This window comes from Sinorhizobium fredii USDA 257 (assembly GCF_000265205.3).
Taxonomy (GTDB): Bacteria; Pseudomonadota; Alphaproteobacteria; order Rhizobiales; family Rhizobiaceae; genus Sinorhizobium; species Sinorhizobium fredii_B.
The window spans coordinates 5,889,123-5,904,272 of sequence record NC_018000.1 but is presented as its reverse complement, the minus strand read 5'-3'; the positions used below and the strand labels follow the sequence as shown (position 1 = coordinate 5,904,272).

At 61.8% G+C, this 15,150-nt stretch carries 17 protein-coding genes and 1 tRNA gene; 6 read left to right on the top strand and 12 right to left on the bottom strand.

Annotation, left to right across the window (positions count from 1 at the left end; translation table 11 throughout):
* Nucleotides 1–90 precede the first annotated feature (90 nt).
* The 10 genes from rlmH to rplU form a co-directional block, all read right to left on the bottom strand.
* Nucleotides 91–573 (bottom strand): 23S rRNA (pseudouridine(1915)-N(3))-methyltransferase RlmH, encoded by a 483-nt coding sequence (gene rlmH, locus USDA257_RS27740; RefSeq protein ID WP_014766304.1) that lies wholly within the window; start codon nt 571–573, stop codon nt 91–93.
* Nucleotides 574–834: 261 nt separating this feature from the next.
* The gene (gene rsfS, locus USDA257_RS27735) at nt 835–1,281 is read right to left on the bottom strand and encodes a ribosome silencing factor (protein WP_041414745.1); all 447 of its coding nucleotides are present in this window, start codon (nt 1,279–1,281) and stop codon (nt 835–837) included.
* A 90-nt stretch (nt 1,282–1,371) separates the two neighbouring features.
* The gene (locus tag USDA257_RS27730; protein WP_231698946.1) at nt 1,372–1,938 is read right to left on the bottom strand and encodes a nicotinate-nucleotide adenylyltransferase; all 567 of its coding nucleotides are present in this window, start codon (nt 1,936–1,938) and stop codon (nt 1,372–1,374) included.
* A gap of 56 nt (nt 1,939–1,994) precedes the next feature.
* Nucleotides 1,995–3,278 carry a glutamate-5-semialdehyde dehydrogenase gene (locus USDA257_RS27725; protein ID WP_041414743.1) on the bottom strand — a complete coding sequence of 428 codons (1,284 nt, stop codon included), beginning with the start codon at nt 3,276–3,278 and terminating at the stop codon, nt 1,995–1,997.
* The gene (gene proB / locus USDA257_RS27720) at nt 3,271–4,452 is read right to left on the bottom strand and encodes a glutamate 5-kinase (protein WP_014766300.1); all 1,182 of its coding nucleotides are present in this window, start codon (nt 4,450–4,452) and stop codon (nt 3,271–3,273) included. Before proB ends, USDA257_RS27725 begins: the two co-directional genes overlap by 8 nt.
* Nucleotide 4,453: 1 nt before the next feature.
* Nucleotides 4,454–5,464, bottom strand: a complete 1,011-nt coding sequence (gene obgE / locus USDA257_RS27715) for a GTPase ObgE (protein ID WP_014766299.1) — start codon at nt 5,462–5,464, stop codon at nt 4,454–4,456.
* Nucleotides 5,465–5,645: 181 nt separating this feature from the next.
* Nucleotides 5,646–6,230, bottom strand: coding sequence for a GNAT family N-acetyltransferase (locus USDA257_RS27710; RefSeq protein ID WP_014766298.1), 585 nt, complete (start codon nt 6,228–6,230; stop codon nt 5,646–5,648).
* The gene (locus USDA257_RS27705) at nt 6,227–6,859 is read right to left on the bottom strand and encodes a GNAT family N-acetyltransferase (RefSeq protein ID WP_014766297.1); all 633 of its coding nucleotides are present in this window, start codon (nt 6,857–6,859) and stop codon (nt 6,227–6,229) included. Before USDA257_RS27705 ends, USDA257_RS27710 begins: the two co-directional genes overlap by 4 nt.
* 131 nt (nt 6,860–6,990) lie before the next feature.
* Entirely contained in the window at nt 6,991–7,260 is a 270-nt protein-coding gene (gene rpmA / locus USDA257_RS27700) for a 50S ribosomal protein L27 (protein WP_003531206.1), read from the bottom strand.
* A gap of 32 nt (nt 7,261–7,292) precedes the next feature.
* Nucleotides 7,293–7,664 carry a 50S ribosomal protein L21 gene (gene rplU / locus USDA257_RS27695; protein ID WP_041414740.1) on the bottom strand — a complete coding sequence of 124 codons (372 nt, stop codon included), beginning with the start codon at nt 7,662–7,664 and terminating at the stop codon, nt 7,293–7,295.
* 304 nt (nt 7,665–7,968) lie between these two features.
* Between rplU and USDA257_RS27690 the strand changes: the two genes are divergently transcribed.
* The 6 genes from USDA257_RS27690 to USDA257_RS27655 all read left to right on the top strand — a co-directional run bounded on the left by USDA257_RS27690 (nt 7,969) and on the right by USDA257_RS27655 (nt 13,325).
* Nucleotides 7,969–8,058, top strand: a tRNA-Ser gene (locus tag USDA257_RS27690).
* 1,292 nt (nt 8,059–9,350) lie between these two features.
* Nucleotides 9,351–9,800, top strand: coding sequence for a thiosulfate oxidation carrier protein SoxY (locus USDA257_RS27680; RefSeq protein ID WP_014766295.1), 450 nt, complete (start codon nt 9,351–9,353; stop codon nt 9,798–9,800).
* A 45-nt stretch (nt 9,801–9,845) separates the two neighbouring features.
* Nucleotides 9,846–10,148 carry a thiosulfate oxidation carrier complex protein SoxZ gene (gene soxZ, locus USDA257_RS27675; RefSeq protein ID WP_041414738.1) on the top strand — a complete coding sequence of 101 codons (303 nt, stop codon included), beginning with the start codon at nt 9,846–9,848 and terminating at the stop codon, nt 10,146–10,148.
* 1 nt (nt 10,149) lies between these two features.
* Nucleotides 10,150–10,521: a c-type cytochrome gene (locus USDA257_RS27670; RefSeq protein ID WP_014766293.1), complete on the top strand. Its 372-nt coding sequence runs from the start codon at nt 10,150–10,152 to the stop codon at nt 10,519–10,521.
* On the top strand, nt 10,518–11,792 hold the full coding sequence (locus USDA257_RS27665; protein ID WP_014766292.1) for an NAD(P)/FAD-dependent oxidoreductase: 1,275 nt from the start codon (nt 10,518–10,520) through the stop codon (nt 11,790–11,792). Before USDA257_RS27670 ends, USDA257_RS27665 begins: the two co-directional genes overlap by 4 nt.
* A 343-nt stretch (nt 11,793–12,135) precedes the next feature.
* Nucleotides 12,136–13,325 (top strand): IS3 family transposase gene (locus USDA257_RS27655; RefSeq protein WP_086018029.1). Its coding sequence is split into 2 segments (ribosomal slippage): nt 12,136–12,385 and nt 12,385–13,325, totalling 1,191 coding nucleotides; the frame shifts between segments, so codons are not numbered across the junction.
* Between the two features lie 96 nt (nt 13,326–13,421).
* On the opposite strand, the gene USDA257_RS27650 is transcribed toward USDA257_RS27655, so the two are convergent.
* Both USDA257_RS27650 and USDA257_RS27645 read right to left on the bottom strand, forming a co-directional pair.
* Complete coding sequence (locus tag USDA257_RS27650) at nt 13,422–13,892, bottom strand: c-type cytochrome (protein ID WP_014766290.1); 471 nt, start codon at nt 13,890–13,892, stop codon at nt 13,422–13,424.
* Nucleotides 13,893–13,905: 13 nt separating this feature from the next.
* Entirely contained in the window at nt 13,906–15,045 is a 1,140-nt protein-coding gene (locus USDA257_RS27645) for a metallophosphoesterase family protein (RefSeq protein WP_014766289.1), read from the bottom strand.
* Nucleotides 15,046–15,150: the final 105 nt, after the last annotated feature.

Below are 15,150 nucleotides of genomic sequence, written 5' to 3'. Positions count from 1 at the left end.
ATAGGAGGCGGGATCGCGGCAAAGTAAGCCCATCCCCCTTGTGGAGAGGGTTGGGGAGGGGGTCTTCTGCAGAATGCTCTTCGACTCTTTTCACGCGCGGTGGTACGGGTGGCCGGCAAGGATGGTCACGGCGCGATAAAGCTGTTCGGCGATGAGGATGCGGACGAGCTGGTGCGGCCAGGTCATCTTGCCAAGGCAGAGAACGGCATCGGCGCGGGCGTGGAGCGCCGGGTCGAGCCCGTCGGCACCGCCGATGGCGATCATCAGGTCGCGCTTGCCGCCATCCCGGAACGCGCCGAGCAGCGTGGCGAAACTCTCGGAATCGAGCGCCTTGCCGCGCTCGTCGAGCAACAGGAGCAGGCTGCCCTCGGCAAGCGCCTTTTCGAGCTGGGCCGCTTCGTCGCGCTTGCGCGTTTCAGCGTTCGCCGCGCGGCTCTCATTGACCTCGACAACACGCGCCAGTTCCAGGCCCACGGCCGGCCCGGCCTTGGAGAAGCGATCGAGATAACGGGCCGCGAGATCCTTCTCCGGACCCGCCTTCAGGCGGCCGACTGCGAAAAGTCCGATACGCATTGACCCGTTCCGTCCCCACCGGCATCCGACCGACTACTGTTTGTTTCCTTAAACCGTTCTCAGTTCAAGGATAAAACATGCAGAGATTCAAAGTGCTACAGCGACCTTTGTGCGTCTGAAAAGACGCACGACGCTGTAGGTTTCGGTCGGCAAAAACCCTCTTGCTGCCATCCGCCCGGTCGGGTGATGACAGCCGCATCTCAAATCGGCACCGGTCGTCGCTCCGTCCTGAGGCGATCGGTCAGGGACGGGCGGCGCGTCTCAGTGCAGGGTACTGTCCTCCATCTCCGGGGCGGCCCACATCTTTTCGATGTTGTAGAACTCCCGGATCTCGGGCCGGAAGATGTGAATGATCACATCGCCGGTGTCGATCAGCACCCAGTCACCACCCTCGAGGCCCTCGACGCGGGGATTGCCAAGTCCCTCGTCCTTCAGGTCTCTCACCAGGTGGTCGGCAATAGCCATCACATGCCTGTTCGAACGCCCGGAGACGACGACCATGAAGTCTCCCAGCGCCGACTTTCCGGCAATGTTGATGGTGATGATGTCTTCTGCCTTTGAGTCCTCTAGGCTTTCGAGGACCAGCTTAAGCGCACGGACAGCGGCTTCGTCGCTCGATCCCGTGCTGCGCGGGTATGCGGAGACCGCATATCCCTTGGCGTGTGCTGTTGTCAGGGTCTTTCCTTTCCGAATGAACAGAACATGCACTTCCGGTTCGTGATCTGAGGACGAACCGTGTGTCAAATGTAGGCACCAAACCGGTGCAGTTTCAAGACGCGAGAAGTAAATGACGGGAATTCACCCGGATTTGGCGGAACGAAGCGCCGTCGAGCTCAAGGACGAGCGGGGCCCGTGGATGAAGGTCCAGGCCGGCGCCCTTTGAAAGGCGAGCGTCGTCGCGTCGTCCTCGTCGATTCGCGCATGGCTGAAAGTCGTCGCCATCCGCGACGACAGATAGGCGAGCGTCGCGCCCGGCCTGTCGATCACCGCGATCGGGAAGGTGCCGACGATCCGGCGCCAGTTCTGCCAGCGGTGAAAATTCCGGAGATTGTCCGCCCCCATCACCCAGACGAAGCGCACGCCGCGATTGCGCGCCCGGACGAACTCCAAAGTGCGTGCCGTATAGCTCTGGCCGAGCGCCTGCTCGAAGGCGGTGACCTTGATGCGCGGATTGCGGGCGATCCTTTCGCTCATCGCGATGCGCTCGGCAAGCGGCGCGAGATTGTTGCGGTCCTTCAGCGGATTGCCGGGCGTCACCATCCACCACAGCTGGTCGAACCCGAGCTTGCGCAGCGCCGTCTCGGCAACGAGCACGTGGCCGTCATGGGGCGGATTGAAGGACCCGCCGAACAGACCGACCGTCATGCCGCTTTCGACATGCGGCATGCGCAGATAGCTTGGCTTCACATCGGCAGGTGTCGTCAGGGCCGCACCTGTCCCGTGCCGCGCACGCGATATTTGAACGAGGTGAGCTGTTCGACGCCGACCGGACCGCGGGCGTGCATCTTGCCGGTGGCAATGCCAATCTCGCCGCCCATACCGAATTCGCCGCCATCGGCAAATTGCGTCGAGGCGTTGTGCAGGAGGATCGCCGAGTCGATTTCCGTGAAGAAGCGCTCGACGACCGCCGGGTCCTCGGCGATCACCGCCTCCGTATGGGCCGAAGACCAGCTGTTGACGTGCTCGATGGCGCCGGAGATGCCGTCGACCAGCTTTGCCGAAATGATCGCGTCGAGGTATTCGGTCGCCCAGTCCTCATCGCTCGCCGCCTTCAGGCCGGGAAGCAGGTCTTGCAACTCTTCGGAGACGCGCACTTCGCATCCGGCATCAAGCAGCCCCTGGAGCAGCGGTGTTGCCAGCCGGTCGGCTGCATTGCGGTCGATCAACAGCGTCTCGGCGGCGCCGCAGATGCCGGTGCGGCGCATCTTGGCGTTGACGACGATCTTTCTCGCCATATCGAGATCGGCGGAAGCGTCGACGTAGATATGGCATAGCCCTTCGAGATGGGCGAACACCGGCACGCGCGCCTCGTTCTGGACGCGGGCGACGAGGCTTTTGCCGCCGCGCGGCACGATCACGTCGATCGCGCCCTCAAGACCCGAAAGCATGGCGCCGACGGCAGCGCGGTCGGCAACCGGGACCATCTGGATCGCATCCTCCGGCAGGCCCGCCGACTTCAGCCCCTCGACGAGGCAGGCATGGATCGCCCGTGACGAATGGAAGCTGTCGGAGCCGCCGCGCAGGATCACGGCATTGCCGGCCTTGAGGCAGAGCGCGCCGGCATCCGCGGTGACATTCGGACGGCTTTCATAGATCACACCGATAACGCCAAGCGGGGTGCGGACCCGTTCGATATGCAGCCCGTTCGGCCGGTCCCATTCGGCGATGACATCACCGATCGGATCCTTCAACGCGGCGATCGCGCGAATGCCGTCCGCCATGTCGCGGATACGAGCCTCCGTCAGCGTCAGCCGGTCGATGAAGGCCGTGGCGACACCGCTCTCCCGAGCGTTTTCGAGATCGATCACATTGGCGGCGAGAATTTCGTCGCTTTTGGCGACGATCGCGTCCGCCATGGCGACGAGCGCCGCATGCTTGTGCTCGGCGCTGGCGATGGCGAGTGGCCGGGCGGCCGCCTTGGCGCGCCGGCCGATCTCCAGCATCATCGCGTTGACATCCTTGCCGTTTTCGGCCGCGTCAAGCATGGAGCTTGCCCTTCCTGTCATCCAGTTCCTCCTCGGGCCGCGGGCCGGAGGGGGCGGTCATCACCATATCGTCGCGATGCACCATGGCGGTGCGGCCGGCATAGCCGAGGATCGCGCCGATTTCGGCCGATTTTTTGCCGGCGATCTGGCGCGCTTCGTCGGCATCGTAGCCGGCAAGCCCGCGGGCGATCTCGCGGCCGCTGCTGCCAAGGATCGCGATCGTGTCGCCGCGGCTGAAACTTCCCGTCACCTGCCGCACGCCGGCCGGAAGCAGGCTCTTGCCGGAGCGCAGCGCCGTCTCCGCCCCGGCGTCGATCGCAATCGAGCCGGCCGGTAGCAATTGCCCGGCGATCCAGGTCTTGCGCGCCGTCACCGGCGAGCCGGAAGGCGCGAACCAGGAGGAGCGGGCGCCCGCCTCGATCGCTTTGAGCGGGTGCTCCGGCTTGCCAGAAGCGATGATCATCGCGCAGCCGGCGGTGGTGGCGATCTTGCCGGCATCGATCTTGGTGCGCATGCCGCCGCGCGACAGCTCGGACGCCGCTCCGCCTGCCATCGCCTCGATTTCCGGGGTGATTTCGGCAATCGTCTCGAGGAAGCGGGCCTCCGGATCGACATGCGGCGGGGCCGTGTAGAGCCCGTCGATGTCGGACAGCAGCACAAGCAGATCTGCCCCGACCATCGTCGCCACGCGGGCGGCCAGCCGGTCGTTGTCGCCATAGCGGATCTCGGTGGTCGCGACCGTGTCGTTCTCGTTGATGATCGGCACTGAGCCGAGCCTCAGCAACTGGTTGATCGTGGCGCGCGCGTTCAAATAGCGGCGGCGCTCCTCCGTATCGCCGAGCGTCAGCAGGATCTGGCCGGCGATGATCTGATCGGTCGAAAGGCTTTCCGACCAGGCGCGCGCCAGGGCGATCTGGCCGACCGCGGCGGTCGCCTGGCTCTCCTCGAGCTTCAAGGCTCCGGCCGGCAGGTTCAGCACGGTGCGGCCGAGGGCGATGGCGCCGGAGGAGACCACCAGCACCTCGACACCCTTGGCCTTCAGGGCGGCGATGTCGGCGCACATGGCGTCGAGCCAGCTCTTCCTTAGCCCCGTCTTGCGATCGACGAGCAGGGCCGAGCCGATCTTTATGACGATCCGGCGGTATTTTGCGAGCGGTTTGCGCGTAGCAGCCATCTCAAACCTGCTCCTCGCCCGCCTTGGCGGCGGAAATGACGTCGCGCAGTGCCCTCAGCGCCTCGGTCATGCCCCTGTTGGTAACGGCCGAGATGAGGAGCGGCGGCGCGCCGCAGGCTTTGGCGAGCGCCTTCGCCTTCGCCTTCAGCTCCTCGTCGTCAAGCACGTCGATCTGCGACAGCGCGACGATCTGCGGCTTATCTTCGAGCCCGCCGCCATAGGCATCGAGCTCGTGCCGGACCGTCGTGTAGGCCTTGGCGACATCCTCCTCCTGCGCCGAGACCAGGTGCAGAAGAACGCGGGTGCGCTCGACATGGCCGAGGAAACGGTCGCCGATGCCGATCCCCTCATGGGCGCCCTCGATCAGCCCGGGAATGTCGGCGAGGATGAATTCCCGCCCGTCGATGGTGGCAACGCCGAGATTGGGATGGAGCGTCGTGAAGGGATAGTTGGCGATCTTCGGCCGGGCGCGCGTGCAGGCGGCGAGAAAGGTCGACTTGCCGGCATTCGGCAGGCCGACGAGGCCGGCATCGGCGATCAGCTTCAGCCTGAGCCAAATGGTTTTCTCCTCGCCCTCGAGACCGGGATTGGCCCAGTTCGGCGCCTGGTTGGTCGAGGTCTTGAAATGGGCATTGCCGAAGCCGCCATTGCCGCCGGCGGCGAGCCGATAGCGCTGGCCTTCCGCGACCATGTCGACGATCAGCGTCTCATTGTCCTCCTCGAAGATCTGCGTGCCGACCGGCACTTTCAGCGTCACGTCGGCGCCCTTGGCGCCGGTGCGGTTGCGGCCCATGCCGTGGATGCCGGTCTTGCCCTTGAAGTGCTGCTGGTAGCGGAAGTCGATCAACGTGTTGAGACCGTTCACCGCCTCCACCCAGACATCGCCGCCGCGACCGCCGTCGCCACCGTCCGGCCCGCCGAACTCGATGAATTTCTCGCGGTGGAAGGAGACGGCGCCTGCGCCGCCATCCCCGGACCGGATATAGACTTTTGTTTCATCGAGGAATTTCATCGGTTCGCCATTTCTTGCATGTTCGGCTTGATTGTCTGCAGAGCGGGCTGCGCGCGCAAAACCGCGTGGAGTTTTCCATGACCCCGCCTCTTCGCCGCCATCGATATAGGCGGTTCCGGCGGAGGTCAAAGACTATCGTGCAAAAGAACCCGCCAGAGCCGGCTCTGGCGGGTTCGGTTCGTCAGGCTGGCCGGCGCAGGTCCTCGGCCGACAGCCGCGTTTCGATATGCGCCACCATGGTGTTGCGGGCGAGCGCATAGATCTGGCTGCAGCCGGTGATCTTGAAGCCGAGCTTCTCCTGCACCTTGAGCGAGGCGGGGTTGTCGGCGAAGACCCCCGAATGCAGCACCGCCTCCGGCATCCGCCGCAGGAACCGGTCGACCGCGGCATAGACCGCCTCGCTCGCTAGGCCCTTGCCCCAATAGAAGCGGTTCAGCCAGTAGCCGACATGCCATTCGCCGTGTCTCAGTTCGATGCCGACGCAGCCGATATGGACGTCGTCGCCGGACGTGACGGCGAACGTCCAGTCGGGCAGCACGTTCGCCGCCTGGCGGTTCAGCCAGTCGAGCGCGTCCTGCTGGTGATAGGGCGCCGGCACCCGCGCCAGCATGCGCGCCACCCGGAAATCGCCGAGCGATTCGGCGATCGGTGCCGCGTCGGAGAGGCGGTGCGGCCGCAGTCTGAGCCGCTTCGTCTCGATGTCCGGGCAGGGGCCGGGATCGGGCTTTGCGACGATCCGCGCCCGTTCGGTGACGAGCGCGTTCATCGCATGCCTCCCCAGCTCTTGAGCGAAACCCAGGTCTTGCGGTCGAGCCTGTACCACTCGACGGCGACGGTGCCGCCGAGCGCCAGGCTGTCGACCATGCCGGAGCCCTGGAACTGGAAGCCGCACTTCTGAATGACCCGGCGCGAAGCCATGTTCATGACCCGGCAGCGCGCATCGATCTGGTCGATGTCGCGGGTGCGGAAGGCCATGTCGGTCAGCGCTTGCGTCGCCTCGGTGGCATAGCCCTGGTTCCAATGGGGCTCGCCCAGCCAGTAGCCGAGTTCGACCGTCCTGCCGTCGGCATGCGGCTCGATCCCGCAGCAGCCGAGGAATGCGCCATTGTCCGCTTTGGTGATCGCGTAGACGCACTTGCCAATCGTGCCGGCTTTTGCGCGTCGCACGAAATCGGCCGCATCCGCCGTGGTGTAGGGGTGCGGCATGCGCGAGACCATGGTGGCGATATTGGCGTTGTTGGCAAGATGGGCAAGGGCGTCGATATCGTCTTCATGCGGGGCGCGCAAAACGAGCCGGGGCGATAACAATATCGGGCAATCGGTCCTTGACCGTTGAGGCCTCAGCCTTTGTTCGGGAGACCGGGATTGGTCTTCCCTGACGAGCTCGGTTTGCATGGTTCTTCCTCCAGATACGTGAAAAGGGGAGCTGGGTATTGCCCCATCTCCCCTTTGAAGTCTGGCTTTAGAACCTTGCGGGTGCGTCAGCCGGGTCGATGAGACGCCGGCTGTTTTAGAGCGCTACCGGCTTATTCCGCTGCTTCGGCTTTCGGCATTACAGACACGTAGACTCGGCCGTTGGCCTTCTTACGGAAGTCCACGTTACCGGTCGTAAGCGCAAAAATCGTATGGTCCTTGCCGAGGCCGACATTGGCGCCGGCATGCCACTTCGTGCCGCGCTGGCGCACGATGATATTGCCTGGAATGACGGCTTCGCCGCCGAACTTCTTCACGCCAAGGCGCTTGGACTCAGAATCGCGACCGTTGCGCGACGAACCGCCAGCTTTCTTGTGTGCCATTGGTGTTCTCCTTTAAACCTTCGATCCCGAACTCAGTTTGCAGCTTCAGCGGCGGCTTCGGTCTTCTTCGAAGCCTTCTTCGCCTTGCCGCCGGCGGCAGCGATGTCCAGGATGCGGACGGTCGTCTGATGCTGGCGATGGCCGCGCGAACGCTTGGAGTTCTGGCGGCGGCGCTTCTTGAAGGCGATGACCTTCTTGGCGCGGCCCTGGTCCACGACCTCGGCGCTGACAACGGCACCTTCGACAAACGGAGCACCGATGGTTGCATCGGCGCCGACGCCGACCATCAGGATCTCGGTGAATTCGATCTTGTCGCCTGCAACGCCTTCCAGCTTTTCGATGGTGATGACGTCGTCGGCTGCCACGCGGTACTGTTTACCGCCGGTCTTGATGACTGCGAACATTTGTTATCCTTTCATGTTCGGTCCGGCTCTTTGCCTGAAACAGCAAGGCCGTCTTTTTTTCAGTCGTTACGTTGAGCGGAGCGCCTTGAGGGAAACTCTTGGCCACCGCCAGTGAACGGGCACAAACCATGACCCGCCGCGGTGCGGGCAGGCCACACCACTTCATGGCGCGGATTAAGGGAGTCGCCCTGCCTTGTCAAGGCGAAAGGTACTGAGTTGAAGATATTCTTCTTTCTGCCCCTTGTCAGCGGCGGAAACTGCCGCTATGAACCGGCCGCGCTCACATAGCGCCAACCGGCCCCGCGGAGAGGTGGCAGAGTGGTTGAATGCACCGCACTCGAAATGCGGCATGGGTGCAAGCCCATCGGGGGTTCGAATCCCCCCCTCTCCGCCAGTACACTAGTAAGTATTTGAATTGTTTGGCGAAGACCATTAAAGCAGCGGCTCTAGCCTAAGCTCTTTCCAACGAATCCGCGCGTCCTCGCTCGAAGTGGACCCGCTGACCATATCCGCTTGCCCGGCTGCATGCGTAAATCCCCTCCTGCTCCCATCGCGTCAGCGCGGTGGCGGAAGATACGGCGACCATCGAAACGTGCGCGAAGCAAGAAGATGATTGCCTTGAGCGCCACCCGTAAGCAGACGCGCCTAGACCCCGTCTACGATCCTGGATTTTTGCGCCCGCTTCCTTGAGTTGGCGATGCGCGTGTCGTTGAAGCGTAGCCAGTTGAGTTGCACGTCGATCAGGCGCTCGAGGTTTGCGTCTGTCTGGCGGAGGAGGAGGTCTAGGTCCCTGTCGCGCCCGCCCGTCGATGCTCGTTGCCCATTCACCGCTGCGCCCCCCACGATCACGAATTCCCCGTAGGCATCGATCAACCGTTGAGGCTGAACAATGTCGTCGTCAGGATCCAGAAGTGCGAAGGCGTGGCTGGGTCCGCCTCAACCGAGCCGCTGCCTAACGTCGGCACCCCATCGCTGCCTTCACGACCGAATAGCCAACCAAAGTCCTCGGGCTTGGGCGGGGGCGATGATGCGGTGAGCTTCTCCAATCAATCGACCGTCTGCACGGGGTGGTGAACAGACGTCCAGAAGAATATCCCTGGGCGTCCGCTAGGACGGGACGAAGGCGCCGTTCAGACGCCCGCGAATTTGGGGCGTTCACGCTGTCGCTGCGGCACGAGAGATCTGCTGAGATGCTATGAAATGATCCAAGCTGAGACCATCTTATGCGCACCGCCTGCAACCAATTAAGGCATAACTCAATCATCATCCCCGTCGACCCCGCGGGGATTTTTGCTCTTGGCTGATAGGGGCTGATACTCGCCGCTGTCCTCGTGACCGGGGCTTGATTCAGCAGCGGCTCGTGTCCCAAAGATTCGGTGTTTCAGGTTGTCTCCTCGCGCTCAAATTTCTTCCTTCCTCAAACGACGTTTGCACAAATCTACGGCCTCTCCTCGAACCGTTGTGGTCGACCAGTGCCTGCCACCCCAACGAAGCAATTTGGTCAAGTTCGATAATCGCCGCAGCCAGCATAGGAGGGATGCCTCAATGTAATGCCGATGAACTCTGGATCGTGCGCAATTTACGGGGCAAGGGACAGGGTGTACTCTTCCCAGAACCGCGGTGGCGACGTTTGAGAAGGCACGAAATCCTTTTTGACTGCGTGCAAGCCGTCCCGGAGACACAGCGATGAGCCTGACGCGACGTCATATGCTGACCAGCACCATGGGAACAGTGGCATGTGCGGTTGCCTTGCTGGCGCCGAAGCATTCCCGGGGAGCGGATGAGGTAGAGGACTTTCTCTTCCGTGTGACTGGGCGAAAGGCAACGCCCTCGAATCGGCTTCGCCTCGTGATGCCGGCGGAATTCTCGACCGGCTATACGGTGCCTATGAGCATCTCGGTCGACAGTCCGATGACCGAGGCCGATCACGTCAAATCCGTCCGTGTATTCGCTCCGAAGAACCCGCTCGTCGAAGTGGCACAATTTCATTTCGTTCCGGGTCGCAGCCTTCCCCGCGTCTCGACGCGCGTCCGGCTGGCCGCCCCGCAACATGTGGTGGCACTTGCTGAGATGAGCAACGGTAACCTGCTGATGGCACAGGCCTGGGTGGCTGTCGCCACCAATGGCTGTCTCTGAAAGTGGCGCAAGGAGGTAGGCGTGACCACTCCCGTACCCCGCGTGATGGTTCCAGGCTCGGTACCAAAAAACGAGGTGTTCACGGTCAAGGCCATCATCCAGCACCAGATGGAGACGGGGCTGCGCACCGATTCCGCGGGCAAGACGATCCCGCGGAAGATCATCAATCAGTTCGTCTGCCGCTACGGCGGCCTCGAGGTCTTCCGTACCGATCTGCACGAAGCCGTCTCGGCCAATCCGTTCCTTGAGTTCCAGTTGCTCGCGACGGAAAACGGTCGCCTTGAGTTCTCCTGGCGGGAGGACGGCGGCGCGACCTATTCGCTGTATCATGACATAGTGGTCACCTGACATGAAGCGGGAACGGGCGGCCGCGCTTGTCTCGCGTGCGAAGGGTCTCGCATCCGAAATCCGGTGGTTGCTTGGTCTTTTGCTTTCCGCGATCCTGCTTTTTCCCGAAAGTTCCGCTCCTGCGGACGTTAGTCAAGGCGCGCAGATTGCCGCGACCTGCGCGTCCTGTCACGACCCAACTGGCGGCGGGCAGGCCATCCCGCCGATTGCGGCACTGGACGAACAGGCTATCGTGAAAGCCATGCTCGCCTTTCGTGCAAGTGAAAGCCCCAGTCTTGTAATGCATGCGGTCGCATTGTCGCTCAGTGACGACGAGCTGGCCGCAACAGCGCGCTATCTCGCTGACAGAGCCAACGCCGGGAGGCAGCCGTGACGGATTGGACGCGTCGCCAGATCGGCGGCCTGATCGGAGGAGCGCTGCTGGCGCTGGCCGCGCCACACATTGTTCGCGGTCAGGGGCGGGCTAAAGTTGTAGTGATCGGCGGCGGCATCGGCGGCGCAACGGTTGCCCGATACCTCGGCGACATGAAGTCAATTGACGTCACACTGGTCGAACCGAACTCCACCCACGTCACTTGCTTCTCCAGCAACCTCTATCTTGCCGGTCTTCGCTCGCTCGCCTCCCTGACTTTCGGCCTGGAGATGCTGGCCGAAGGCCACGGCATAACGATCATCCGCGACAGCGCGGTGGCTATCGATCCTGCAGGAAGGGCTGTCGAACTTCGCGGCGGCACAAAGCTCTCCTATGACCGCCTCGTCGTCGCACCGGGGATCGCCTTCAAGTTCGGCGAGATCGAGGGCTATGATGAGGCAGCGGCAAAGATCATGCCGCATGCCTGGATTGCCGGACCCCAGAGTGAACTGCTGCGCCGACAACTCAAAAGCATGGACGACGGCGGTGTGTTCGTTATCGCTGCGCCTCCAAACCCGTTCCGCTGCCCGCCGGCCCCATATGAGCGGGCCTCGCTGGTCGCTTACTATTTCAAGCAGTTCAAACCCAAATCGAAGATACTCATTCTCGACGCGAAGGATAAGTTTTCAGGTCAGGAACTGTTTCAGGATGCGTGGTCGCGCCACTATCCGGGCATGATTGAATGGCTACCGTCTCAGTTCATCGGGGCAATCAAAGCCGTAGATGTTGCGGCGCGATCGGTGGTGACAGAAGGCGAGACGTTCAGGGCGGCGGTCGCCAATATTATTCCAGCCCAAAAGGCGGGGCTCATCGGCGAGAAGGCAGGTCTCACTGACGCATCCGGCTGGTGCCCAGTCGATCCTGTGACGTTCGAGTCGACGTTGCAGCCCGGCATCCACGTTGTAGGCGACTCGATTATCGGCGGCGACATGCCGAAGTCTGCCTTCTCTGCCAACAGCCAGGCCAAAGCATGCGCTTTTGCCATTGCGGCTTCCCTCACGGGCTCGCGTCAGTTTCCGCCGCACCTGTTCAACTCGTGCTACACGTTTCTGGCGCCCCACGACGCTTTCACCAATGCCCTCACCTTCGTACCCGAGGGCGGAAGAATAAAAACCGTAAGAATGTTCATCAGCAAGGTGGGCGAGAGCGCTGAGGTCCGCCGCCGCACCGCCCATCACGCCGTGGGCTGGTATTCCGCCTTCACTGCGGACGTGTTCGGCGGAGGTTCCTGAAGAAATAACTGGGTCTGGCGACCAGCGTGATGGATCCGGGTCCGGCAGGCGCTGGAGCCCATCGAATGCATAACGACGAACGCTCGATCCGACATGACGGCCGCCGCGAGAATCGGCTTCAGAAATCGGATGGACGCGGCGTCAATGCGCGGCGTCAATGCGATGAGATTGTAGCCAGGCCCAGTGGAGATTGGTGAGAACGGTCCGGCGAACCGTGCGGGCGACGTCGATCCAAGGCATCATCCCCCCTTCGGGAAGACGAGTGCAGTCTTTGCCAAATGACCTTGCCCCGTTGAAATAGTCCATTTTGAAGTAAGCTCTGGCCCATTGAGAGGACCAGGGAATGAAACGCAACCGTTTTACGGACGAACAGATCATCGGCATTCTGAAGGAGCATGAAGCGGGCACGCCGGTCTCGGAGCTCTGCCGCAAGCACGGTGTCAGCGATGCCAGCATCTACAAGTGGAAGGCCAAGTTCGGCGGGATGGACGTGTCTGAGGCCAAGCGGCTGAAGACGCTTGAGGACGAGAACACGAAACTGAAGCGGCTTCTGGCAGACGCCATGCTCGACAATGCCGCTTTAAAAGACCTTTTGGGAAAGAAGTGGTGACGCCCGCAGCAAGGCGGAACGCTGTCGCTCATCTGATGGATCGCCACCAGATGAGTGAACGGCGGGCGTGTAAAGCCATCGGCTTTTGCCGGATGACGATCCGTTACGAAACCAGGCGCAGCGATGACCATGACCTTCGCGAGCGGATGAAGGCGCTGGCGCATGAACGTCGCCGCTTTGGATATCGACGCCTTCATGTGCTGCTCAGGCGTGAGGGTCACCTTGTGAACCATAAGCGGCTCTTCCGGCTCTATCGGGAAGAGAAGCTGACAGTGCGCAAACGTGGTGGCCGCAAGCGAGCGATCGGCACACGCGCACCGATGCTGATCCCGCTTGCCGCCAATGATCGCTGGTCACTGGACTTCGTGTCGGATCAACTCACCGATGGACGCCGGTTCCGAATTTTGACGGTCGTCGACGATTGCACCAGGGAATGCTTGGGCCTCGTCGCCGATACGTCGCTTTCCGGCCTGCGGGTTGCCCGTGAGCTTGACCGGATCATCGAGGGGCGCGGCAAGCCGAAGATGATCGTCAGCGACAATGGCAGCGAGTTCACCAGCAACGCGATCCTGCAATGGACGGACGGGGCCAAAGTGGACTGGCATTATATTGCGCCGGGCAAGCCGATACAGAACGCCTTCATCGAAAGCTTCAATGGGCGGCTGCGAGACGAGCTCCTGAATGAAACTCTCTTCTCGTCACTGACCCATGCTCGATCCGCGCTTTCAAACTGGCGCAGCGATTACAACGATCATCGACCACACTCTGGACTTGGCTGGATGACACCGGCCGAGTTCGCTCAGACAATCAACCCGCGACGTGATGCGGTGCTGCGCAGCCGGAATGGCTCCGCACCGCAACCCGCCGCTACCGCCCCGAATACAGCAACCCAAAACCGCTGGAGCGAACTCAAAACTGGATAAAACTTGGGGGCAAGGTCACAAAACATGCCTCCCTTGCCCGCGCCAGTTCGGGTTCACGCAAGGATGGCCGTAGCGCTCATGCGGACAGCGGCCGCCTTAAAACTTGCCCGGCTGCAGCACCGAACCGGTGTTGGACCACGTGATGTAGGCTTCGAGCGCCTTCATTGCCTCGGATTCCGGATCGATCTTCACGCCCTGGTTCGGCTTCTCGATGCACCAGTTGATCATGTCGCGGAGGGTAGCGAACTTAGCGATCTGCGCTTGGAACTTCGGGAAGGATTGGGGGTGTGTGTCGGACGCCATGGGATGACACATCGCGCAGGCCATGCCAGTTTTCGAGAGGTCGTCGGCAACACCTAGCTGCTCGGCCATCTTTTGGTCGCCATGGAAGAGAAGGTCACCCTTCCTGACCTCTTCCATGAACACTTCCTGGTAGAGCTTCAACTGCTCCTGCTTTACCGGATCTTTATGGGCGCTGGTCGGTCCCGCGAAAACGGCGGCAATGGCAATTCCCCCAATCAAGGGGAAGCGCCGCAGTGAACAGCGGATTTTCGAATGGGTTGTCATGACCCTTCCTCCGCTAACGATATGGCCACATGTTGTCGGCGATCCTTGGGCGAATAACCTCAGAAACATGCTTGTCATGGTCTTCCGGGGATTGCACGAAGACTTCCTTGCGCCCCCACATGATATATTCCGTTTCCAACTGGTCGTTGGCCGCCACATCGATCTTGCTCCAGCCGACTCCATCATAGGGATCGCCGGGGTCGACACGGATCATCGGCTTGGTGAGCTTCGGCAAACCTTCCGGGGCATAGGGCCACGGCCAGGACGTTGCCAACATCCCAATCGAACGCAACGTCCCGATCTCGTTGTAGAGGACCTGGTGCACGTGACCGTGAATGTTCGTGACCTTGGCATACGGTTTCAGCACCTCATGGACTTCGCGCCAGTCACGCACCCAGAAATTCCACGGCGGATAGTACTCGTAAAGGGGGTTGTGGCTGAAGATCACGACGGGGCGCTGCTTGTCCCAGTCGGCGAGGGTCTTTTCCATCCAGTCGAGCTGATCCCGGCCGACGCCCGCCCATGGTCCGGCGACGGTGCCGTCGAGTGTGGCCATATGCCCCATCCGCTCTTCGGGCGTCATGTTCTTGGCCGTCCAATAGTCCGGTCCGCGGCTGACGGTGTCGAGGCCAATGAAGCGCACACCCTTATGGTCGAAGGTCCAGTTGGGCTGGCCAAACAGCTCGCCCCATTTCTTGCCCATGTCGAGGTACCAGTCGTGCTCGCCGGGGATGTAATGTTTCGGGATCTTGATCTCCTTCAGCAGGTCGACGCCGAGTTCCAGCTCTTCTATCTTTCCAAGTTGGGCCAGGTCACCACCGAAAATCAGGAAATCGGCCGGCGGATCCATCGCCTGGACTTCTTGGGCCGCACGCACCACCTTGTCTACGAAGCGTGTGTTCAGGGATCTTGGATAGAGATGGGTGTCGGATATCCAGGCAAACTTGAAGGGCGTCTCGGCCGCGTGAGCAATATCGAGCGTGTTGAGCAGCGGCCACCAGGCGAAGGCCTGACCGACAGTTGCCGCGCCGAAGATCAGGGATCCGTGGATAAAGGTGCGGCGGGTAATTTTCAGCGAGTCATCGGGCCGAACCCCTTCGGGTTGCAGTACCGAATGCATTTCGCGGCGAATGCGATCAAGCTCGTCAGACATGACGAATCCTCCTCTTAGGCCGAAAGAAGAACTCGGCTCAGAGGCAGACATGGCATGTAAGCCAGTCAGTGCTTTTCTTGTTCTTTATTTTACGTCTCTCACGCC